We start from the raw sequence: 21,298 nt of genomic DNA, 5'->3' as shown, positions 1-21,298 counted from the left end.
CTCACAGCCCGTAGATGCGGAAGGTCGGACGGCCGGACAGCTCGCGGACGGCGCCAAGTTCGATCAGCCGGTCGAACAGGCGGCGCAGCCCGCGGTCGCTCATGCCGGCGATCTTCGAGGATGCGATGATCGCGTCGTCGGACAGCAGCTTCTCGACGACAGTGTTCGCCCCTTTCGCCCGCAGTTTTGGAGCGACAGCCAGCAGGCGGTCGGCGCGGCGGCCGAGCTCGGCCGCAAGATCCATCGCCTGCAGCGCCGCCTGAGCATAAGCCGCCCAAATGCGTTGCCGGGACGCCTGCCCGGATTGCCGTTCGGCATGGGGTGACCGACGACCGCCCGCCACCGGGTGCAAGCCGAACAGGGGCACCGCATGCGCCCACCCTAGCCGGTCGGCCAGAACAGCGTCGGCAAGCCACGGTCCAAGCTCACGCGCGGCGCGACTGTGATGACGCTCGAGCACGGCGATCGCGTCGACCGCGCCAGCGATTGCATTGACAACCACGCCAGCCGTCGCCTGGATTTCGTCACCAATTTGGCCGGCCGCCGCCTCGTCAAGCGCGCTCCCCAGATCCGCGGCGACATCGACCAATACCGCCTCGCTGACCAACGTCGCGACTGGACGCGATGCCAGCGTTCGCCAGGCAAGCAGCATACCGCCGGCGGGTCCAACGTCGTCGCCGGGACGGGTGAGTAGCAGCGCGTCGCGCAGCGCCGCCTCGTCCTCGACCCGGCCGGCGCGTTTGGCGGTTGCCGCCGCTGCCGCGAGTGCCAGGCGCTGCCGCCAGGCGCCGGCCCATCTCTCCTTCCGGCGCACGACCGCATCGAGGGCGGTCAGCGCCGCGGCCGCGGCAAATGCAGCGTCTTCAATCGAGTCCGGACCGGCCGCCGCGGCGCGCAGCCAGGTCGGCACGGGAGTGGCCAGCGCAGCCGGGGCTACACCGGTGACGGCCACAGGTGCATGGTGAAGCAGTTTCGGGCGCAGAATCATCGTCGACAGCATGAATGATCGCGGCGCTTCTGGCAACGAAAATGGCCGAAAGCCGCCGTGCCCGTCGACAGTTAAAAACGAACGATAAACCGTAGCCTTTCGTTTTGATCTTTCTAGAGGAGATGCTCTCTCTCTCGTCGATCAAAACCCAGAAATGCGCGCTGGGCAAGAACAAGCATATCGCGACGGTCATGTCCGGCAGCCGCAACAAACACGCCGCCCCGCCCCGGCAGAAAGGGTCATTGAGCGCCGCGTCACGACCGAACTCACCGAATTGCTGGACAGCATGCCCGGCGTGGGCGCTGCTCGGACCTCGTCAGGTTGGCATCTCGCGCTGGAAATAGCCGAACGGCGTCCTTCGATCAATACTAGACCTCGAGTCCGACATCGACCTCGCCCGACTTGCCGAGCCGGAACTACAAGCTAGTCATCCTGGATCAGGTACACCGGCTACCGAGCCTGTTTCAGAACCTGCGCGGGCTGATCGACCGCGGTCGGCCCAGCGGCTGCTTCCTGCTGTTGGGATCGGCGGCCAGGTCCTTCGGCCGTAGCGCGAGCCTTCTATTCGTCGATGTGCGCGTCACCAGGCAGGAACGCCCATGTCGTCACACGTATGGGGGCGCCGGGTGTCGGGCTGCGCGGGCTCGACGCAATGAAGTCGGCGCCACGCGGATTGCCGATCAGGTCGAGGCTGACCTCCTTGCCGAAAAAGGTCGACAGCTAGGGGCGGGTGATTGGCTGGAACTAGGCGCCGGGATCTCGATGGCATCAGCGGGATCGGACGGGGGCGTATGGGTGATCGGCAGAACCCGGACAACCGGCGAGCCGTCCTCCTACATGGCGACCAGCGCTAGCACGAGGTATGGCCGGTCCTTGTCGGCTTCCTCGCGCCCCTCGCGGTGTTGCCAATGCCAGAGATACGAATAGCGGAAGACATGACCGACCTTGATTTCAGCCGGCAGCATTTTTTGCTGTCAGGCCTTTACCGGAGGAAGCTCGCCGTTGAGATGGTCAAGGCTCGGCTCCATTTCGACCGCGGCGATTTCGTCCGCGCTGAACTCTGCCGTAAGCTCGACCCGCCGGTCGCGCTTCGACAGCCGGACGAAATCCTCGTAAGCCAGCAGCACGGTACGCGGCCTGCCGTTCTTGGTGATGATGACCGGGTCGCGAACCGCGGCATCCTGATAGGCGCCGAAGTTTTTCGACACGGCGGCGGCGGTGACGGTGACGGTGGTCGTCATGGGCGGAACTCCTTTCTTCCGGAATATACGGCCTTTCGGGCTTTCATAAGTATCGGACGCTAACCTGGGGAAACGAAGCTGTGACAGGGCTGCTTGCCATTACCAAGAAGGCCAAGGTCGTTGTGCGACAGGCGGAAGCAGTGCCGACGGCTGCTGAGACGGGTGGCGCCGATCATCGTATGATTGGGAACAGGATTCACGGAAAACTGCCTTGCCCTTGTTCCTTGTCGGTCAGACTGCGCAAAAAGCCGCCCACACGCTTGCCGGTCGGCGAAACCGACGATCGACAAGGCCGTTTTCGCACTTGAGCTGGGCGCGCGACAAGCTGCGGGATTGGCGATCGTCATCCCGTCATCCTCGCCGTCGCGCCGTTCGCCTTGAGCGCCGCCATCAGCATCGGCCCGACTGAGAACTGCCCTGCCGTCGCCTTTTCGGTCAGTACCCGCAAATAGCCGCCGGCCGAGTTGATGTGCTGCGCCCTTTGCAGAATGCAGGCAATCACGATCGCCGCGATCTCCTGGCCCATCACATGGCAAGCCTCCTCATACGCTGACGGCGAAACGCCCAGATATCCCCGCACTTGGGCGGCGGTTATCATGAGATCGCGCCAATTGCCGATCCCGTCGACGGCATAATCCGCAATTTCGGGGCACGCCTTCAGCACCATCCCCAACGGGTATGTTTTCGGCGCCTCTGCGGTCCTCGTCCTGCGCTCGGCCGTCGCTCCGCTTTTCTCTAAAGCAGGTTCAAATTCAAAAATAGAGTCGGTGTTTGAATCAGATTGCTGCCGCTCGTTTTGAAAGTCATTGCCGCTCGGATTCGTGGATTTCATATGGACTTCCAGCAGCTTATCCACATCATCACGCAAGACTGCCAGATCGGCGACGATCGGTTCGAGCTCGGCAATGCAAGCTCGGCGCGGAATTGCCTCCACAACGCCGCGGAACCGCTTCCACAGGCCTCCCCAGTCGCCCGGGACATCTTCGTCAAGGGCCGCCTCGATCAGCTTGTGGATGTCACGGCGGTGCAGGGTGATCCGCTCGCGCATGAGCCTGAGCGCCCGGTTGTCGGCACGAACACGCTCGGCCGCCGCCTCGAACTCGTAAGCACGGGCCAGCAGCGGCGCTAGGGAGAAGCCGAATGCTTCCTCTATCTCCCCTCCCCGGCCCTTGCGGGCGTAACGCTTGCCGTTCGGGCTATCCCGACGGATTATCAGCCCGCAGTCAACAAGAGCCGCCAGGTGCCGCCTGACCGTGGGCTCGGGCATTCCGTGCGCCCTGAGCGACAGCTGGGCGTTCGAGGGAAAGACGATGAGCCCGTTCTCCTCGCTCAACTCACTGTCCGGGAAAAATGACAGCAACGCATTCAGAACGGCCAGAGCACGATCGCCGATGCCGACAATGCTCTTGCCCTCGCAGAGGTTGCGATAGATCTGCCATTTGTCGACAGCCCTGCCCTTGGGGATTTCACGTGATTCGTTTTGCGCTGCCAGCATGGCAAGCGACATAGGCCGCCGCCCAAAGGGCGTCGTTGCAATACCCGTCTCCATTTCTTCCTTCGCCTTTAATCAGGCAAAAGAAATCCGTCCGCCGAATCGACGCTTAAAACGCTTGACACTGATTCGCGGAAATGAGATTCTCGGCTTGCTAAAGATCGAGAAGGGCTTCCACGGTTCGCCGTCGGGGGCCTTTTTCTTTTGCGGTTTAGTCTCTCTTGATTTCCTTTTCCTGCTTCCTGTAGGCCTCATAAAGACCGTCCAGTTGGCCTGCTATGAACTCAGCAAAATGGAGACCGTAAGCTGCCTCGACTATTATCGAAGCTTTCTTTGGTGTCCCTCTAATCGCAACGCTCAGTGATTTGTCGGCAGGAGCCCAGGCTTTGGGTGCGAGGGCAACCTTTGGCTTCTTGGGTGTCTTGGATGATTTCAGATGACTGAGGAGCAGGTTGAAGACTTCATCCTTCACCTGACCTGCTGCAAACTGCTCGGTTCGAACGTACTCGATCGCTTTGGTAGCATTGGCTGGAATCTGGACTAGTTTTTTGAGTTCTTCCCAACGATCCCTGCCAACACCCTTTGCGGCCCCAACGACACTCAGCACCGCTTCGGGAACTGTCTCAGCAACCGACAGCATACGAGACAGCAGCGTGTCATCGACCGTAAGAGCTGATTTGACAGTATCCTTCGTCATGCCGCCCTCAATCAACTTCCGAGCGAACAACGACTTCTCGATAAACGACAGGTCGGCTCGAGCAGTATTTTCTTGGCCCTGTGCGATGACATGCTCAATGTCAGCCAAGCGCTTCACGACCGCTCGGACATCAATGCCGAGATCGCGGGCGACCTTTGCCCGTCGATGGCCAAATACAATCATGTAGCGGCCTGTATCATGGGGGTGCGGTCGCACAAGGATCGGTGTCGACTGGCCAGATGTACGAATGGCTTGTCTGAGCTGCAGGTATTCTGCGTCGTCCTCCCCTATACGATCAGCAATGAACGAACCATCGAGATCCTTGGGATCAATCGCCACCACGGTTTCGCCATCGAGCATCCGCACTGAATTCTCGGCCAGTTCGTCCAGTGACTGCATCATCGAACGCGACGCGCCACGCTTGGCGTAGTCAGACCTAGCCTGTGACGCAGAATGCACTGGCTGTTCCCGTGTAAGTGACGCGGTTACGCTTGCCAGAAGGTCCTTTCTAGCCATTCTGTCCTCTCAGAACCGCTCTCATCTTTTTGAAATTGCTCCCAAAACTGTGGTTCTGCACGGCTGTCAAAATGGTCACTTCCGCCCCCATGCCTTATGAATAAGTGATGTAATCTCGGAATTGACCGCGTTCAGACTTTCAACCGCCCGCTCATATGTTGATCGCGTGAATTGGCTTTTCTCGACCTCGTAAAGTGTCTGTTTCGTGATGCCAGCGTCTGAGATGGCCGTGGTCTTCACCATTTGGTTCTTGAGCATGCGCTTGTTGAAAAGAGCTTGCAGGAAACCAACCATCTGGGCCTGGGGACCATCAGTCGGCTCATATCGAGTCACGAGATAACGGAACCACTTCAGCTTCACGGCTGCCCCAGCCCCCTTGATGGACTGCAGGATCCCGCCGAGCATGAGCAAAAACTGAGACATCGACATCACATCGAGCATCTGCGGGTGCACGGTAATAATCACCGACGTCGAAGCTGTCAGAGATGTGAGCGTTAGGTAACCGAGCTGCGGTGGGCAATCTATGACAATCACATCATAGCGATCGTCAACTTCCTTAAGCGCCGCAGAAATGCGCGTGAAGAACAAGCGCCCTTCTGGTGAATTCTTGTTAGAAGCGGCTAGTGGAGTGTCGTACTCATATTCCTGCAGTTCAAGATTGGCAGGTACGATGTCCAAACCCGGGAAATTGGTCGGCCGAATAATCTCCTTGATTGATTTCCTGTGCTCGTCGTATCGGAGCGCTTCATAAAGCGAGGGATTCTTGTCGAGTTCAGGTTGAATGCCATGCAGAGCTGACAGGGAAGCCTGCGGATCAAGGTCAATTGCGAGAACGCGGTGCCCTGTCAGAGCGAGGTATTGAGCTAGATGGGCAGCTGTTGTTGTCTTGCCGGAGCCACCCTTGAAATTGACGACGGAGATGACTTGCAGCGTGTCACCTTGACGGCGGTGAGGAACGTAGCGCTTGAAGTCCGAACGACCGTGCTTGTCGAGGTATTGACGCAACTCGAGCATCTGCCGAGCGGTGTATGAACGACGACCCGAACTGGAAACCTCAGGTGCGGGGCCCTTGCCTTCGAGATGCAGCTTTTTGATATGGTTCTGGGTGACGCCGAGAAAGTCCGCGACCTCGACCGACGAAAATTGCCGTAGTCCCTTCATCGCATTTGGGGGATACTGCTCAAGCCGCAGCATGTTCAATTTGTCCGAGATAAGCTCTCCCTGTTCGAGAATCTCCTCGTCGAAATCGAACTCCAAGCCGTGATCGGGCATCAAATTCATATTCGGCAACTTCCAGAATAACGCTTTTCTGACATGATTGTCACTGCAAGCGTGATTAATGCCCGATTCGGGCAATCCAGCAAGAAGTTTTTAGTTAACAGGAGGTTAACGGGCGTCCTCGCCTCGAAAGCGTAATCTAAAATTGCATCTCCCGAGCAGTTGGGAACAGTCGTCATAAGCCTATAAGGCAGCGCAAGCTTGACATGACATTCGTACGTCTACGCCGTTGAAATAACGGCACAATTATCCGATTTGCACGGCTGTCAAGTTTAAAGGCCAGGGCACGCTTCCGGTTCCGTGGTTGGGGTTAGGCCCTCTGTGCAAGATAGGAACGGTGATGGGTCGACTTGAGGGCCGAATTTCAGCGGGAGGCTAACTTGGCCTGGTCGTCACCCCTCGCAACTGCCGAACTGGCCGACCTAATTTCGGATGAGGAAAGGCCCATGTTGAAGATCGAAGCGCTGTACCGCCGGGGTGAGTTCCTAAGCCAGACATAGATTGATGAGTTCTGCTTTACAGAGCGGCGGCCGGAGGGCCACCAAGCTGGAAATCGCGCAGGCCGGCCAAGAGATCGCCGCCGCCGCCATCAGCCCCGTCATCCGAATGTATCGCCGACTCCATGCGTCCGTTCCAGAAGCGGTCTCAATGAGGGAGAAAGAGGCACGATTCGTATCATTGCGATTGCATCCGCTCACCGTCGTTTCAACGACGGCCGCGTTCGTCGATCGGCGTCTTATGCCATATGCTCCAAGCTGGCATCGGAGCGCGGGGGGCTGTGGTTATCTCGAGGCCTGGCCCATGGAGCATCTGTTGAACCACGCCGACACTCCTCGGCGGGGTCCCAAAGGCCGGGAGAACTTCTCTCAGAAAGGATTTCTACGAATAGCGCCTGACGGTCCGGACCAGGTTCGCTTCTCGGTCACGATGTTCGACCTTTGACGGCTTGAGTCAAACGTTATCGTTCCCAACCTCAGTCGAGGAGGCGAGGCTGGCGCGTAAAGCGAGTGCCCGCAGAATTTCATCTCCCGCTCGCCCTCCGCAATGTCGCCGCGCACCCCGGCCGGCAGGGCTTTGACTTGCGATTTCCCGATCGTTAAGCCGCTCGGCTCCCACCGCTTTGTCTTTTCCGGTGTCCCGGCGGAACAGGGGCCGTGGGCGATGCCGGCCAGGCTGAGCCAAGTCTGCAGGGCGATGACACGGCAGGCGGCGTCCGACGCACCGCAGCCAATCTCGACCTAGCGCGAGCCGGTTTTGCCGCGCAGGGTAACCAGTCCCCTTGTCCGGGAAGAAATCGGTCGAGCCGCGGCCATCCTGGGTTTGGTCGCGAGCAAGATCGAGGCCGACGATTTCGGAGCGTCGCAAGCCGCCGGCGAAGCACAAAAGCAGCATAGGTCGGTCGCGCAGGCCACGTAGCGTGCCACGGTCGACTGTCTCCGCATGGCGATTAGATCGTCGCGCAGGACGGCCTCCTTATCTCTCGACGCTGTGTGGCTAATGAAATTGGAGGAGGGTAGAGCAGTACCGGGCGCTTGCAGAGGGCACTCGGAACGGTCGCGGCGGCGTTCGAATTTTGAGGTCATCTCGGCAATCGTGCGACCAAGCTGCTTCTGCACGTAACGCTCTTTGACCTCAGCCGACGCGTCAGGCCCGGTCGCCGTCAATGGGCTGCAACTCTTTTTTCTCGATCACCCTCCGAGAGATCGCTCTGCGAGCGGGCGGCCAGAGCGGTGCGCTTGAACCGGCGGGCAACCCCCGGTCGCTCAGCGGACCGGGCATACGCGCGCCTTTGAGCAGGACCGTTTAGTAGCCGGATCTGGCAATTTCGCAGCCAGGATTGCAAATCGGCGTGTGTGGTAATACCTTTAGTCAATATGGTATTACGATTGATGCAAGCATGACCACGACAGTCACAGCCAAGGGACAAGTGACGATCCCCAAACCGGTCCGCGACCTTCTCGGTATCGTTCCAGGCAGCCAAGTCGAATTCGTGCGCGCCGCCGATGGCAGCGTGGTACTCGCGCGCGCCGACAAGAAACGACCGGCGAGCCGGTTCGCCAAATTGCGTGGCCATGCCGGCAAGGGACTTGATACCGACGCAATCATGGCGCTGACGCGTGGCGAAGCGTGACGCTCGTCGACACCAACATTCTGCTGGACCTTGTCACCGATGATCCGAAATGGGCCGACTGGTCGCTTGCCAAGCTGGAGGCCGCGAGCATCGCTGGGCCGCTGGTGATCAACGATGTTGTCTACGCAGAGCTTGCGGTTCGCTATAACCGCATCGAGGAACTGGATGCCTTCATCAAACAGGCAGCCCTGGAACTCGCCCCGATCCCGCGCGACGCCCTGTTTCTGGCGGGCAAGATCTTTACGCAATACCGCAAATCTGGCGGAGCGCGCACCGGCGTGCTGCCTGATTTCTTCATTGGCGCCCATGCCGCCGTGGGTGGTCTGCCGCTGTTGACCCGCGACGTCGGCCGCTACCGCACCTATTTCCCGTCTATAAAGCTGATCGCGCCCGACGGCTGAGGTTCTCGTGGGCACAACTCTGTCAAAGGGGCAGAGGTGAGGGCATGCGATCAAAGCCCGCTTGCCTTGGTGAGGTTGACCCGAAAACGGTCGCGGCGGCGCTGGTATTTGCGCGTCATCTCCGCCGAGGCGTGGCCAAGCTGTTTTTGCACATAGCGCTCGTCGACCTCGGCGGAGGACGCGAGGCCTGCGCGCAGCGAATGGCCAGAAAACTTTTGGCCGCGCTCGCCCTCGGAAAGATCGCCGCGCACGCCGGCGGCCAAGGCTGTGCGTTTGACCAGCCGTGCCACCTCCTGGTCGTTTAATCTCTCGGCGCCGACAGCCTTGCCTTGCCCGGTAACGCGCCGGAACAGCGGGCCATGGCCAATACGCGCTAATTTGAGCCAGATCTGCACCGCGACAACCGGACACGTGCTGTCGGCCGAGCCGCGGCCGATCTCGACCTCGCGCCAGCCGGTCTTTCCGCGCAAGGTCACCAAAATCCCTTTGTCGAGAATCTCTATCCAGCCGCGGCCATCCTCGGTCTCGTCACGGCCGCAGTCGAGACCGACGATTTCAGAACGGCGCAAGCCGCCGGCGAAGCCCAAAAGCAGCATGGCGCGGTCACGCAGGCCGCGCAGCGTGCCGCGGTCGAGCGTTTCCAGCATGGCGACAAGATCGTCGCGCAGGATGGCTTCCTTTTGACGGGGAGGGGAGGCGTGTTTGTTGCGGATACCGGCGAGTACGGTGGCGATATGCCGGTCCTTCCGGTCGAGCGGTTGACCGCGTTGCGTATAGTTCCAGGTCAGCGACGACAGGCGGCGCTCAATGGTCGACACAGACTTTTGTCCCTTGCCGATCCCGAAGCCTGCGCCGTGATGTAGAGGCCGACAACTTGGGTATCTGGCGGCAGCGGATCAAACGACTGGCGCCGGCACCAGGCGCAAAAATGCTTCCAGTCGGCGGCATAGGCACGACGCGTGTTTGCCGAACTTGCCGCCTCGACATAATCGCGCGCACGGTCGGCCAGCTTTTCGAGATGCGCGGGCAGTGTTGCTTGTCGCGACTCAAGGACCTGCGGGGGAGGGGAGGGAGCCTCATCCGGGCGCCCCATTTCCATGACGACGTCGACAATGTCAGGCAGGTCGTCGGTGTCGATCGCGTCGAGGGGCGTCATGAAATTACGGGCACTGCCCATCGGGCTCTCGTTCATTGGAATGTCGCAGTGGAGCGATTCTGAGAGCACAACGTGCGACCAAAGCGCCGAATTGTCCACCGCGAGACGCGTGACGAATGACCCCGACATTTCCCGCCACGCACGACAATGGGCCGGGCACGCTTCTCGCGGCGCCGGGCGGGCACTGTACTTATGGACGATGCGGGGATCGCTTCCACGCCTTGCCCTTCCTTGCCGTTCATTGCATATGCGTTCAACATCCTCTATTTTTCGTTCAACAGGAGAATCCAGGATGAGCATACGTGGCGCGACGGCAGCCGAAAGCGAGGAGCGGATTGCCCACACCCGCAACCGTCTGGTGCTTGAGCAGGCGAGGGCGGTCGGCCTTCTTGGCGCGGCCAAGAACACACGCCTTTCCGGCCGGGTGCCGTCGGAATTGATCGAGGCGGCAAAGAAGCGCGCTCATGTGACTTCCGACACCGAACTGCTGGAGCTCGCCCTGTCGCGGCTGGCCCTCGAGGATGATTTTGGCATCCGGCTCGTCGGCCGCAAGGGCAGCATCCCGGCGGACATTGATCTTGGCGTTTGATCTCGGGAGCGCGTTGCGTTCTCTCAAACCGCAGCGGCGCACCGCGGGGCTGGTACGGCGGCCGGATTCCGCGCTGTCTTGGGCAGGGGAAGAGCCGCCTATCGGCGGCGCGCTGCTATTGGACGCCAGCGTCTATCTGGATGTCCTGCAGGGACGCACGCCCGAAGCGGTCGATGACCTTCTCACCTATCGGCTTTGCCACCACTCGGCCGTATGCCTTGCCGAGCTCAGCCATGTGTTCGGCCGTCTCGATCCGGCCCACGCCACGACGAAGTCGGTCCTGAAAGTGGTAGCGGACACGATCGAGGATATTCCAGCGCACCGGCTGCATGCTCCCGACGCCACCGCCTGGGGACGGGCTGGCATGCTTGCCGGTCTGCTGTTCCGGCTCAGCCATCTGCCGAAAGGCGAGGGACACGAACGCCGCTTCCTCAACGATGCGCTGATCTTTCACCAGGCCGGTCTGCTGGGAGCCACGGTTCTGACTGGCAACATCCGGGATTTCGATCCCCTCAATCAGCTTGTCCCGTCGGTGCGTGTAATTTTCTACCGGCCGGCTGCAGGCTTGCCCTCGCAAGCTTGAAAGCATTGGTGGCAGATAGGCGCGTGCACCATCGTCGCCGCAGGCGAGGGGAGTGACCGCAGCGAACAATGGAAGGGCGAACGGGGAAAGGGCGAACGGTTGCGAAAAGGGCAAAAATGCGCTATACGCTGCCTTGAGATGGACAACGCTGTGATCGTTCCATCTTGGTCGGGTCTAAGGCTGCTGGCAGCCGATAGCCCCGAGGGCCAGGCGAGATAATTTGCCGGCGTGATGGCGACAGTCGGCAGCTTTCGTGCCGCGACATGGATCTCATTTCCGGTGAAAAATAAGGGCGGCTGAGGCATTTTGCGGCCGCTTTTAAAACGAACGATAATGCAAGATTATCATTCGTTCTGTTGGCACGACAGGCGCGGCGGTTTTGTGCTCTTTTCGTTGCCACAAGCGCCGCCATGATTCATCGTGCTTTTGATGATTCTGCGTCCCAAACACACCCTCCGCCATACCGGCACGCTTGGCGGTGCCCCGTCGACCGCGCCGCTGGCAACGGTGCCGGCCTGGCTGCGCCGCGCTGTCCCGGATGCGCAAAGCCTTGCGGGAAAAGATGTCGAGGACATCGCGCTCGTCGCAGGCGCCACTATCAGCATGCTCGATGCGGTGGTTAGCCGGCAGGAGCGATGCGCCGGCGCCTGGCGGCAGCGCCTGGCGCTTTCGGCGGCCGCGGTAACGGCAAAGCAGATGGGACGCGTCGAGGATGAAAGCGCGCTGCGCGACGCCGTGCTGCTCACACGACCGGGCGATTTTTTGTCCGTCGGTCCCGCCGGATCGATGCTGTTGGCTTGGCGCCGGCTGGCCGGCACACCTGTCGAGAATCTGCTGACGAGGAAAAGCCTCGGCGCGGTGCTGGATGACCTCGGTCTCCGCCGCGACGACGACGCAGTCAGCGACCTGGCGGACGATCTTCGACAGCTTTCCGCGGGCATCGGAATGGTCGGCCTGCTGACCGGCGCGTTCACGGCCGCCGAAAGCCGTGGCTTTGGGCGCGCCGTCGGGGCCTGGCTTGCCGATGTCTTGCTCGCGCAGCGGCTGGGCTGGACTCATGCGGTGCCGCTGCTGGGCGGCGAAGCGGCCTTGGGCACAAGCGTTCGCCCGCGTCGATCGGCAGCCAGCTCTGCGGCGACAAGCATTGAGACAACTCCTGAACGTGCCAAAAGTCTGCTTGCCGCGCAGGCGCGCGCTGCGTTGCGCGCGATTGATCTTTCCGCCGAACTCGGGCGCCGATCGGAGCGACTACTGGCGGTGGCGCCGAAGTTGCGTGCTCGGGCGTCGGCTCTCGTCGTCGAAAGACTGTTGTCCGACGATGCGATTGTTGCCTCGGAAAAGATCGCCGGCATGAGTGATCGCGGCCTGCGCCGCCTGTTCGACCGTCTGGTCGAATTCGGCGCCGTGCGTGAACTGTCCGGCCGCCCGACCTTCCGCATCTACGGACTGTGAAGACGATGGCGGAGGCAATGCGCAGGCGAGGGGGGAGCCGGTCAGATGACCGTCGATCAGGCGAACGGCGATCAGCTGACCAGCTGTTTGACCGGGAGCTGGATCATTTGCCGCCGGAGGCGCGCTGGCGTGAATGGATGCATCGCGTCGAGGCAACGATCTTCGCCGCCAGCGAACCGGTCAGCCGCGAGACGCTGACGCGGATCGTCGGCAAAAGCTGCAGCATTGATCTCCTCATCGACGACATCCGCGAAGAACTGCGCGGTCGGCCCTATGACTTGGTCTCCGTCGCTGGCGGTTTTCGGCACCTGACCCGGCCGGCCTACGCCGATGCCATCCGCAGTGCATTTGGTACCGCCGGCGGCGGCAACGGGCGTGCTGGGGACCTGACGCAGTCGGAGGTGTTGGTGCTGATGTGCATTGCTTATTTCCAGCCGATCACCCGCGCCGAACTGTCGAGCTTTTTTGGCAAGGAGATTTCCCGCGACCTGATCGGCCATCTGCGCGGATCCGGCATGATCGCCTCCGGCCCGCGCAGCCCGACGGCGGGGGCGCCCTACACCTATGTCACGACCAAAGAATTCCTGCTGGAGTTCGGGCTCGAAACCTTGCGCGACTTGCCGGATTTCGAAGCCCTCGAGGACGCTGGACTGCTCTCGAAGGAGAAGCTACTCGCAGGTGATATCATGCCAGGATTATCCAACGACGAGGAAGAGCATGCTTAGCGTCGGCACTGATGAATAATACGCTGCCTGGCCGGTGGCCGCAGTTCGCGGCGTCCTCAACGTGATCTACGACTCGGGGTTCGCGAGATGACGTGAGGAGACGCTGTCGGGCGTGGGGCGTTGCCTAGAAAATGGTGGGGGAAATATGCCTGGATGATCGATCCAGCGGTCGCATCGGTCAAGACCACTGACGTTCCGCGCCTTTCGGTTGCCCGACTTTTCGATCTTAGGGCGTTCCTGGACTCAGGCCTAGCCTGCAACCTTGGGGAAGAGATTCCCGAAGGAGGCGCTTGAGGACCTGCACTACGTCCTGCTTCAGTGTTTTCATGAAGTTTTCCGCCTCGGCATTGTCCTAGTGCCAACGCGGCTCATGCTTGGCTGGGTGCCGTGCAGGTTGAGAAGACCGGAATGGGCAGCGCACGAAAATTGGGCGGATTCAGGCCGGTCGTCGCAACACCAATCTGTTTGACCTACCGCAACCACTCGTCAAGCGCCTCAGCGGGCGTTTTCCAGCCCAGTGCTTTCGTGGCCTGGAGTTTAGAGCGTAGCGGCACCAACTCCTGTTCGAGATAGCCGCGGAGCCAAGGAAGGTCAGCGTGCGCCCGCCGGTAATGCGCCTGCAATGACCTGTTCAGGCCGGGTTTACGGGCGCGCCGCCTGCACGTCTTCGACAGTCACCGCATCCGTGTAGTTGTTGCCGAAATTGGTACGGATGTAATTAACCACGGCCGTCACCTGCTCGTCATCGAGATAGGAGCCGAGCGGCGGCATCGCCTTCTGACCCTTGACCACCATGACGACCGGATAAGCGCCCGCTTCGAGCTTCTCGTTCTTGGCGAGCGCCGGATATTTGCCGGCCCCGACTGCGCCGACGCCTTCCGGCATGTGGCAACCCCGGCAGATCGCCGCGTAAATGCCGGCGCCATCTCTGGGTTGGATCTTCGAGGCATTGCCAAAACCGGTCGAGTCGGACGATTGCCCAAAAACAGGAAACGCAGCGAAAGCTGCAACGGCAACGGTGGCGGCGAAAGAGGTGATCCGGTTCATGTCCAAAAGTCTCCAGATTGCGATCAGGGCGAGCTGGCTGGCGGCGGGCCGTCAGCCGCTGACCACGCGTTGGTGGAGACGCCCGATCGCATCGAGCGAAGACAGGATCGCTCCTTCCATCCAGGCCGGCATGTAGGAGATGTGCTCGCCGGCCATGGCGATGCGCCCGTCGATCGAGCTTGCCGCATGATAGTGTTCCTTGCGCTTCTCCTCGGTCCATTCGCCATAGCAGCCGAGCGTCCATGGCACGCGGTGCCAGCCGACGGCAACGCCGTTGTCGAACTCGTCTTTGTATTGCGGATGGATCTGAGCCCCGTACTCCAGCGCCTTCTGGATGCGCTCTTCCGGCGGCAGCGACGTGAACTCGTAAGCCCAGGCCTCCAATGAAAAGGCGCCGAGAAGCACGCCCTTGCCCGGGCTGTGATAGTCGGTGCTGGGATAGGAGATCAGCGTGTTGGGCAGATCGGTGTAGGTGATGCCGCCGTAGATGTGTTCGTCCTCTTCCCAAAAGCGGCGCTTGAACTGCAATCCCACCTTGATCGCGGCACCGTAAGGCAGGTTGTCAATCGCCGCCTTCGTTTCGGTCGACACCTTGGTTTTGATCTGGCTGAGCACGGAGAACGGCACGGTGCAGATACACCAGTCAGCGGTGGCGGTCTGCGCCTCGCCGCCCTTTCGCGCATCCTCGTAGCGGATGGTGACGCTTTCGTCGTCCTGGTCGATCTCCGTGACCTTCACGTTGTATTTGGTAAGGCTGCCGACTTCCCTCTCGAACGCCCTGGCTATCATGTCCATGCCGCCGACCGGCTGCAGCATCGTGGTCTGGTAGTCATAGAGACTGCCAGTGCTAAGGCTGCTCCACAGGCCGGATTGCACGATGTCGGAGAGCCCTATCGGCTGCGATGGCTTGGCCAGCGGCATCTGGCCGCCGCCCGGTTCAATATCAAAGCCTCGCCGCTCGCTGCTGTGAGTGCCAGCGACGTAAGCGTAGTTTTCGTCAAGCGCGCCCCAGCTCTGCAACGCTTCCAGCAGCTTCTCCCGGTCCTCCGTCGAGACCGCCTGGTCGAGTCCACCCTGCTTCGTCACCTTGGAAAGCAGCTCGGCGATATGGCCGTTGAAATCCGCGCTGACATGGCGGTAGCGCTGCGGCTTGCCTTCGAACGCCTTGACCGAATGCAAGTAGGCGTTGTGGTTCACCTGCACGAACGCCTCGAGTTTGACGCCGAGCCGCTTGCAGTAATCCAGCACGGCATGGTGATGGTAAGGGATACGCCACGGGCCGGGATTGATATAAAGACCCTCGTCGAACTTGCATTCCTGCTCGAAGCCGCCGAGCTCGGTGTAATTGTCGCCGCCACGCAGCGACCAGCAGCGACCGCCGGCTTTTTCCCTGTACTCCAGAACCTGCACCTTGTAACCGACCTTGCTGAGTTCGTACGCAGCGACCATGCCGGCCAGTCCGCCGCCGAGTACGAGAACGGAAGCCCCTTTCGGATCGCCGTCCAGCTTGATCGGACCCTTGTAGGGCGACTCCTGCGCGAAGCCCAGGGTCGTCATGGCCTGATACATGGCCTCACTGCCGGCAAGCGCGCCGATCATGGTCAGGAGATCGCGGCGGCTGAGTTGGGGAGGAAGCATCGGAACTACTCTTTCAGGGGGATCGCAAGGACGAGAATAACCGGGCGGGGGCAATACAGCAAGTCGCTGACCTTCGCGCAATGCTTTCAGGCTATTGTCAGTTCTGGCCGCTATACAAGTTCCGTTCGACTTGACGATCGCGAAACGGATGCGATGGCGGACAATTCACAAACGAGCACAAGGAAATCCTTACATGAGATCCTCACCGAAAGAGACCGCCACCGCGGCCATCCCGATTCATCGAGTGCATCCCCCGTCTTTCTGGAAGGGGATGATCCTTGCTGCGACCGTGATCGTCCTCGTACCGAGTAGTCAGGTTTCGGCTGAGGACAAGGGGCAAATCGTTCACCGAGGACGTGGCCGCGCTGGTGGCGTTCCTGCTCTCCGACGATGCTGCGTTCATCACCGGCCAGGTCGTGTGCATCGACGGCGGCATGCTGGCTCATGTGCCGACGTACGCCGACGGTGGCAACAGCCGCGCGGCGCGGCCTCTTGCAAGCGGCATGCCGGCTGCGGAAGTCCGGTCTGCCGCCACCGAAGCCTGCGTCTCGATTATCTCTGTCTACCCCTTGCAGCGATTCAACGAGTAGACGCCCGCGCGCGAGCAAGCTCGCCGATTATGCGGCGGCCCGCGGGGCGAAGACGCTCGTGCTGGTGCCGGTCAACGACGGCTCGGGCGACAATGCCATTTGCCGAGAGCGCCGACGGCGTCACAGGCGCACATGCCGCGAGCATTGATTTCGTGGCGCGAGATCGAGGATGACATGCTAGACTCAGACAATGCTCGTGAATCCGAACAGAGTGCCGGGGAGACGCCGTCATGCTGCATATCGCTTCAGGACGCGAAAAGGGCTAGCTCAGAGCCCGAGACGAACAACGCGGTCCCCATTGTGCCGTCGCAGGAGAGCACGCTTACCGGGATCTTCGAAATATCGCAAGCACTCACCGCCGACTCTCGGCTCGAAGTCGCGTTGGCCAAGGTCGTAGGTCTCCTGCGGTCGTTTGTGCAGATGCGGCACGGCATGATCTCTCTCTTCGACGGTGATGGCGAACTGGAAACCACCGTTGGCGCCAGCTGCAACGAGAGCTGCAATGAGCGCGGCCGGATGTACATGCCGCGGAAGGCAATCGACCAGATTCTGACGACGGCTATGCCCCTGATGGCCGAGAACATTGCGGTTCATTCGGCCTTCACCACCGCCGACTTGGATGCGCTCGGGGTCTCGGACAATATACCAGTGTCGTTCATCGGCGTTCCCATTCGCGTCGATGCAAATGTCGTGGGTACGCTGACCATTGACCGCGTAGTGGACAGTGGCTCAAGATTTTGGCTCGATTACAACCTCCATCTGCTCCCCCTAATCGCCAACCTAGTGGGACAAGCAGTGAAGTTGCATCGCTCCTACTTGGGCGACCGCGTGCATCCGATCTCAGAGAAGGACCGGCAGCAAAAGGGGTTCTCCGAGCTCCAGCACCCGGCGCGGGAGCCTAACCAGATTCACGTCAAGGGGATGATTGGCGACAGTTCGGCGCTGCGCGGTCTGCGTCAGAAGGTCACGGTCGTAGCCAAGGCAAAGATTACGGTTCTGTTGCGGGGCGAATCCGGTACCGGGAAGGAGCTGGTCGCCAAGGCCATTCACGAGTTGTCGCCGCGTGCCAAGCGGCCCTTCATCAAGCTCAATTGCGCGGCGCTGTCCGAGACAGTCCTGGAGTCCGAATTGTTTGGTCATGAGAAGGGTGCATTCACAAGCGCTTTCAATTCGCGCAAGGGGCGTTTTGAGCTCGCCGACAAGGGGACGTTGTTCCTGGACGAGATCGGCGAGATCTCGGCCTCGTTCCAGGCAAAGCTCTTGCGCGTGCTGCAGGAGCAGGAATTTGAGCGCGTCGGCGGCAACCAGACCATTAAAGTTGATGTTCGCGTGATTGCAGCCACGAACAAGGACCTGGAAGAGGCAGTTGCAAGAAACGAGTTCCGCGCCGACCTCTATTACCGCCTCAGTGTGGTTCCCTTACTGGTGCCGGCGCTACGCGAAAGGCGCAGTGATATTCCGCTCCTCGCGGCTGAGTTTCTCAAGAATTTTAACGATGAGAACGGCCGCATGCTGACCTTCGATCCGAGTGCGATAGAGGTACTGATAAACTGCGATTTTCCCGGCAACATTCGCGAGCTCGAAAACTGCGTGTATCGGACAGCGGTCCTGGCGGCGGGACCATCAATCGGAAGAGACGACTTTGCCTGCCGCCAGGGCCAATGCTTCGCTGCGGCGCTGCGTAAATCCAGATCTGGCAACGTCGCGATGCAACCCGGGCCGATCGTGCCGCTGCCGGTGATTCCGGCGATACCGCCGGCTGCGGCCGCTAGTTCTGCCGCCGTCGCAGTCCCACCTGAAACCATAGGGCAGCCGCTGCGAGGGCCTGCCGGCGCAGTCCACTTCAATGGTACGACAATGACCGATGCCGAGCGTGTCATTGCGGCCATGGAAACATGTGGCTGGGTCCAGGCAAAGGCGGCACGCCTGCTTGGACTGTCGCCACGCCAGATCGGCTACGTGCTGAGGAAATACGGCATCGAGATCAAGCGTCTGTGAAAGGATGACTGAGGCGGAGCGTTGGTGCATGGGTCCGGACTTGAGCGGATGTCGATCTTTGAAGCGGCAGGCTATGCCGTGGCCGCCTTGCGGGGGGCGGATTTCGGGCGTGCGCAGGCAAGCATGCGGTTGAGGACGGCGCAGCCGATGGCGACTTCGGTCTGCTGAACGGGAAGCGACCGTGCCCGCAAACGCCGCCCGATGGTGGACTTGTATCGCCCTATGGCGGTCTCGACCAGCGAGCGTTTGCCATAACCGTTGGAGACCTGCCATTTCATCCGGCCGTCTCTGCCGATTGCGGCGATATGCTGGTCCCTTTGGCCGGCAGGTCTATCGTCGAATGGTTCGACCGCGTTGACGCGAGGCGGAATGACGATTGCGGCGGCAGCGCTGTGATCGATGACTGCGTCGTAAGTCGGTTTTCCGTCATAGGCGCCGTCAGCAGTAAACTGTCCGATCGGACCGCCAATCTGGTCGAGCAGTGGCTCAACTTGAGAGACATCGCCAGTGTCCTGATCAGTCAGGGTATGGGCAATGATCTCGCCGCTGTCGGCATCCAGTGCCAGATGCAGCTTGCGCCAACTGCGACGGGATCTGGCGCCGTGCTTCTCCTCCAGCCACTGACCCGCGCCGTAGACCTGCAGGCCGGTGCTGTCGACAAGAACATGCACTGGTCCCTCCGGCGCAACCTGGCGATCATGCCGTTTGTTGGGCGATTGCCATGTCCGCGCCCGACGGCTCAGGGTGGTATGATCGGGGACAGCGAGCGCCAGCCCCATCAGTTGCAGCACCGATTCCAGCAAGCCTTCTGCCTGGCGCAGCCGCAGGCCAAACACAAGGCCCAGCGTCAAGGTGGTCTCGATCGCCAGCTCAGATAGCGGTGCTGGCCGCCACGTGTCTTGCGTCTTGGCGCTTGCCACCTGGACAGGGCTTCCGGCGTCACCCACAGGGTCAAACTGCCGCGATGACGAAGTCCTGCCTCATATTCTGGCCAGTTCGTCACCCTGAACTTCATCTTCTCAATATGATGGCGGCGGCTGGTATTGTGTTTGAAAGGCATGGCTACGCTACAAAGGCTATTGCGGTGACCGCTTGCCTAAACCCACACCAATAAACGATCCGTGCACCAACGCCGTTCATGGCGTATCGCTCTCCTTGAGAGGTCCTGGCAGGCTTCATCACCCGCCTCGATACGCCGCTCTCCTCAAACCGTCATCACCCAGTTTCCGCCATAGCTCAACTTTGCAGCACATCCGTCTTAGCGGGCACGTTGTCGTCAGGTTCTCGACAGCTTCTCTATGTCAGATGCAAGCCCAGCTTCAAGCTGGCTTATATTGCTGAAAGTGAGAACGGATGGATTTCGCCTCGACCAAGCGTGTGCGCGGACAATCGAACAGGGCCGGCCTGCAAGATAGCTCACGTGCGGCTCTGTCCGCAGGTGCGGCCGCGTTTGAGCGGCAACTGAGCGAGATCGCCAATTCAGGTGGAGGTGGTGGAGCAATACCGGCCGGCTCGGCGCCGCAGCCGGCTCAGTTTGTGAAAAGGCTCAGCAAGCGCCCTCTTCATTTCAGGGATGAAGACTTTATCTTCAGCCTTCAGGAGGCCCTCATCAAAGGCGGGGCCGCCGAGAACACCGCCAGGGTCTATGTAGATCTTCTTCTCAGCTTTGGCCGCTGGCTCTTCGCAAACAACAAAGACCCCATTAAGGATCGGCTCGACAAGCAGTCGCTGACCGATGATGCGCGCGAGTTCGTTGGAAAGAGTAACGCCGCGAAACTCTTTACGGCGATAGGTCATCTCCGGACCGCGCAGTCGACCGGCGGAATCGTGCCGATCGCAGGCCGCGCTGAGGTCACTCCTCACCGCGAGGATGTAGCCCTCATCGATGAGTACAAAAACGAAGCAGCGATATCGACCAACAACAAAAGGAATGCAATTGCTCTTCGGAGCTTCAGTGACTACCTGCGTCAAAACAACAAGAAGGGCATTGCTGGTCGGCTTTTCGGCAATGCGTTGGATGGAGATGTCAAGGACTATAAGAAGGAGGGCGGTGGTGATCCAAAGATCGGTTACGCACTGGCTTGTCTCCAAAAATCGCAGGCCGGCGCTAAGATGCAGCGCGAGCGCCATATTCCCCTCGTTCCTATTCCCGAGGACGCGGCACTGATGCAGCCGAGGCGGGTCGGCGAGGCGATTGCGCAGCACAGCGCGTGGCAGGAAGCTGTCAGTTGGCCAAAGGACCATGCTGCGGCAGCCCACGTTCAGGATGTGCGTTTGGAGCTGATGGACGGACCGGGCCCGTTTCCGCAGCCGGCTCAGTTTGTGAAAAGGCTCAGCAATCGCCCTCTTCACCCGGGGATTCTGAGTCTATTTCGGCCCTTGAGGCGGCCCTCATCAAGGGCAACGCCGCCGAGAACACCGCCAGGGTCTATTTAGGTTCTCTTCTCAGCTTTGGCCGCTGGCTCTTCGCAAACAACAAAGACCCTATTAAGGATCGGCTCGACCACGGGTCCCTGATCGAAGATGCGCTCAAATTCATCGGAAACCGTAAGCCCAAGACACTCCTTACGGCAATAGGTCATCTCCGGACCTCGCAGTCGACGGGGGGCGTCGTGACGATCGCAGGCCGCGCTGAGTTGACTCCGTATCCCCATGACGCGGCTCTCATCAACCAGTACAGAGACGAAGCCCAGACAATTAACGGCAGAAGCACTGAAATTGGCGTTGGTGCACGGATCGTTTATTGGTGTGGGTTTAGGCAAGCGGTCACCGCAAT

Annotated in this window: 16 protein-coding genes and 7 pseudogenes; 10 read left to right on the top strand and 13 right to left on the bottom strand. The window is 60.5% G+C overall.

The window, feature by feature from the left end; genetic code table 11:
- Nucleotide 1: 1 nt before the first annotated feature.
- The 9 genes and pseudogenes from AC0V8S_RS38850 to AC0V8S_RS38810 all read right to left on the bottom strand — a co-directional run.
- Entirely contained in the window at nucleotides 2-1,000 is a 999-nt protein-coding gene (locus AC0V8S_RS38850; RefSeq protein ID WP_475438926.1) for a DUF1403 family protein, read from the bottom strand.
- 576 nt (nucleotides 1,001-1,576) lie between these two features.
- Nucleotides 1,577-1,732, bottom strand: a pseudogene (locus AC0V8S_RS38845) (SMC-Scp complex subunit ScpB); the annotation flags it as partial.
- A gap of 8 nt (nucleotides 1,733-1,740) precedes the next feature.
- A pseudogene (locus tag AC0V8S_RS38840) lies at nucleotides 1,741-1,953 on the bottom strand (plasmid maintenance toxin (PemK-like)); the annotation flags it as partial.
- A gap of 9 nt (nucleotides 1,954-1,962) precedes the next feature.
- Complete coding sequence (locus AC0V8S_RS38835) at nucleotides 1,963-2,229, bottom strand: type II toxin-antitoxin system Phd/YefM family antitoxin (RefSeq protein ID WP_475438925.1); 267 nt, start codon at nucleotides 2,227-2,229, stop codon at nucleotides 1,963-1,965.
- A 59-nt stretch (nucleotides 2,230-2,288) separates the two neighbouring features.
- A complete protein-coding gene (locus AC0V8S_RS38830) occupies nucleotides 2,289-2,576 on the bottom strand; it encodes a hypothetical protein (protein WP_475438924.1) in 288 nt (95 codons plus the stop codon).
- Nucleotides 2,573-3,778, bottom strand: a complete 1,206-nt coding sequence (gene repC / locus AC0V8S_RS38825) for a plasmid replication protein RepC (RefSeq protein WP_475438923.1) — start codon at nucleotides 3,776-3,778, stop codon at nucleotides 2,573-2,575. Before repC ends, AC0V8S_RS38830 begins: the two co-directional genes overlap by 4 nt.
- Nucleotides 3,779-3,932: 154 nt before the next feature.
- Entirely contained in the window at nucleotides 3,933-4,934 is a 1,002-nt protein-coding gene (gene repB / locus AC0V8S_RS38820) for a plasmid partitioning protein RepB (RefSeq protein ID WP_475438922.1), read from the bottom strand.
- A gap of 75 nt (nucleotides 4,935-5,009) precedes the next feature.
- A complete protein-coding gene (repA, locus tag AC0V8S_RS38815; RefSeq protein WP_027053683.1) occupies nucleotides 5,010-6,215 on the bottom strand; it encodes a plasmid partitioning protein RepA in 1,206 nt (401 codons plus the stop codon).
- Between the two features lie 966 nt (nucleotides 6,216-7,181).
- Nucleotides 7,182-7,693 (bottom strand): annotated as a pseudogene (locus AC0V8S_RS38810) (site-specific integrase); the annotation flags it as partial.
- Between the two features lie 416 nt (nucleotides 7,694-8,109).
- Between AC0V8S_RS38810 and AC0V8S_RS38805 the strand changes: the two are divergent.
- Nucleotides 8,110-8,343: an AbrB/MazE/SpoVT family DNA-binding domain-containing protein gene (locus AC0V8S_RS38805; RefSeq protein ID WP_027053680.1), complete on the top strand. Its 234-nt coding sequence runs from the start codon at nucleotides 8,110-8,112 to the stop codon at nucleotides 8,341-8,343.
- Nucleotides 8,340-8,744: a type II toxin-antitoxin system VapC family toxin gene (locus AC0V8S_RS38800; RefSeq protein WP_475438921.1), complete on the top strand. Its 405-nt coding sequence runs from the start codon at nucleotides 8,340-8,342 to the stop codon at nucleotides 8,742-8,744. The genes AC0V8S_RS38805 and AC0V8S_RS38800 overlap by 4 nt, the downstream gene beginning before the upstream one ends.
- A 50-nt stretch (nucleotides 8,745-8,794) precedes the next feature.
- On the opposite strand, the pseudogene AC0V8S_RS38795 reads toward AC0V8S_RS38800, so the two are convergent.
- Nucleotides 8,795-9,921: pseudogene (locus AC0V8S_RS38795) on the bottom strand (site-specific integrase).
- Nucleotides 9,922-10,192: 271 nt separating this feature from the next.
- On the opposite strand from AC0V8S_RS38795, the gene AC0V8S_RS38790 reads away from it, so the two are divergent.
- The 4 genes from AC0V8S_RS38790 to scpB all read left to right on the top strand — a co-directional run bounded on the left by AC0V8S_RS38790 (nucleotide 10,193) and on the right by scpB (nucleotide 13,249).
- Nucleotides 10,193-10,489 (top strand): hypothetical protein, encoded by a 297-nt coding sequence (locus tag AC0V8S_RS38790; protein ID WP_027053676.1) that lies wholly within the window; start codon nucleotides 10,193-10,195, stop codon nucleotides 10,487-10,489.
- Complete coding sequence (locus AC0V8S_RS38785; protein ID WP_475438920.1) at nucleotides 10,479-11,072, top strand: type II toxin-antitoxin system VapC family toxin; 594 nt, start codon at nucleotides 10,479-10,481, stop codon at nucleotides 11,070-11,072. Before AC0V8S_RS38790 ends, AC0V8S_RS38785 begins: the two co-directional genes overlap by 11 nt.
- A 429-nt stretch (nucleotides 11,073-11,501) precedes the next feature.
- Nucleotides 11,502-12,524, top strand: a complete 1,023-nt coding sequence (locus tag AC0V8S_RS38780; RefSeq protein ID WP_475439184.1) for a DUF1403 family protein — start codon at nucleotides 11,502-11,504, stop codon at nucleotides 12,522-12,524.
- Between the two features lie 5 nt (nucleotides 12,525-12,529).
- On the top strand, nucleotides 12,530-13,249 hold the full coding sequence (gene scpB, locus AC0V8S_RS38775; RefSeq protein WP_475439183.1) for an SMC-Scp complex subunit ScpB: 720 nt from the start codon (nucleotides 12,530-12,532) through the stop codon (nucleotides 13,247-13,249).
- Nucleotides 13,250-13,891: 642 nt separating this feature from the next.
- Here scpB and AC0V8S_RS38770 read toward each other — a convergent pair.
- Together AC0V8S_RS38770 and AC0V8S_RS38765 are read right to left on the bottom strand one after the other, a co-directional pair.
- A complete protein-coding gene (locus AC0V8S_RS38770; protein WP_183455384.1) occupies nucleotides 13,892-14,296 on the bottom strand; it encodes a c-type cytochrome in 405 nt (134 codons plus the stop codon).
- A gap of 51 nt (nucleotides 14,297-14,347) precedes the next feature.
- Entirely contained in the window at nucleotides 14,348-15,934 is a 1,587-nt protein-coding gene (locus tag AC0V8S_RS38765; RefSeq protein ID WP_475438919.1) for a flavin monoamine oxidase family protein, read from the bottom strand.
- 350 nt (nucleotides 15,935-16,284) lie between these two features.
- Between AC0V8S_RS38765 and AC0V8S_RS38760 the strand changes: the two are divergent.
- From AC0V8S_RS38760 to nifA, 3 genes and pseudogenes are all read left to right on the top strand, one after another.
- Nucleotides 16,285-16,425 (top strand): annotated as a pseudogene (locus AC0V8S_RS38760) (SDR family oxidoreductase); the annotation flags it as partial.
- Nucleotides 16,426-16,609, top strand: a pseudogene (locus AC0V8S_RS38755) (TIM barrel protein); the annotation flags it as partial.
- Nucleotides 16,610-16,656: 47 nt separating this feature from the next.
- Complete coding sequence (nifA, locus tag AC0V8S_RS38750) at nucleotides 16,657-18,522, top strand: nif-specific transcriptional activator NifA (RefSeq protein WP_475438918.1); 1,866 nt, start codon at nucleotides 16,657-16,659, stop codon at nucleotides 18,520-18,522.
- A 71-nt stretch (nucleotides 18,523-18,593) separates the two neighbouring features.
- Here nifA and AC0V8S_RS38745 read toward each other — a convergent pair.
- Nucleotides 18,594-19,582: pseudogene (locus AC0V8S_RS38745) on the bottom strand (IS5 family transposase).
- Between the two features lie 293 nt (nucleotides 19,583-19,875).
- On the opposite strand from AC0V8S_RS38745, the gene AC0V8S_RS38740 reads away from it, so the two are divergent.
- Entirely contained in the window at nucleotides 19,876-20,958 is a 1,083-nt protein-coding gene (locus AC0V8S_RS38740; protein WP_475438917.1) for a hypothetical protein, read from the top strand.
- Nucleotides 20,959-21,298: the final 340 nt, after the last annotated feature.

This window comes from Mesorhizobium oxytropidicola (genome assembly GCF_056174625.1).
Note: the sequence above shows the minus strand (reverse complement) of the source record. Positions and strands in the feature narration are given on the sequence as shown.

Coding starts and splice junctions, on each gene's coding strand:
- AC0V8S_RS38850 (WP_475438926.1), bottom strand. CDS start 1,000: ATGCTGTCGACGATGATTCTGCGCCCGAAACTGCTTCACCATGCACCT.
- AC0V8S_RS38835 (WP_475438925.1), bottom strand. CDS start 2,229: ATGACGACCACCGTCACCGTCACCGCCGCCGCCGTGTCGAAAAACTTC.
- AC0V8S_RS38830 (WP_475438924.1), bottom strand. CDS start 2,576: ATGACGATCGCCAATCCCGCAGCTTGTCGCGCGCCCAGCTCAAGTGCG.
- repC (WP_475438923.1), bottom strand. CDS start 3,778: ATGGAGACGGGTATTGCAACGACGCCCTTTGGGCGGCGGCCTATGTCG.
- repB (WP_475438922.1), bottom strand. CDS start 4,934: ATGGCTAGAAAGGACCTTCTGGCAAGCGTAACCGCGTCACTTACACGG.
- repA (WP_027053683.1), bottom strand. CDS start 6,215: ATGAATTTGATGCCCGATCACGGCTTGGAGTTCGATTTCGACGAGGAG.
- AC0V8S_RS38805 (WP_027053680.1), top strand. CDS start 8,110: ATGACCACGACAGTCACAGCCAAGGGACAAGTGACGATCCCCAAACCG.
- AC0V8S_RS38790 (WP_027053676.1), top strand. CDS start 10,193: ATGAGCATACGTGGCGCGACGGCAGCCGAAAGCGAGGAGCGGATTGCC.
- AC0V8S_RS38780 (WP_475439184.1), top strand. CDS start 11,502: ATGATTCTGCGTCCCAAACACACCCTCCGCCATACCGGCACGCTTGGC.
- scpB (WP_475439183.1), top strand. CDS start 12,530: ATGGCGGAGGCAATGCGCAGGCGAGGGGGGAGCCGGTCAGATGACCGT.
- AC0V8S_RS38770 (WP_183455384.1), bottom strand. CDS start 14,296: ATGAACCGGATCACCTCTTTCGCCGCCACCGTTGCCGTTGCAGCTTTC.
- AC0V8S_RS38765 (WP_475438919.1), bottom strand. CDS start 15,934: ATGCTTCCTCCCCAACTCAGCCGCCGCGATCTCCTGACCATGATCGGC.
- nifA (WP_475438918.1), top strand. CDS start 16,657: ATGCCGCGAGCATTGATTTCGTGGCGCGAGATCGAGGATGACATGCTA.
- AC0V8S_RS38740 (WP_475438917.1), top strand. CDS start 19,876: ATGGATTTCGCCTCGACCAAGCGTGTGCGCGGACAATCGAACAGGGCC.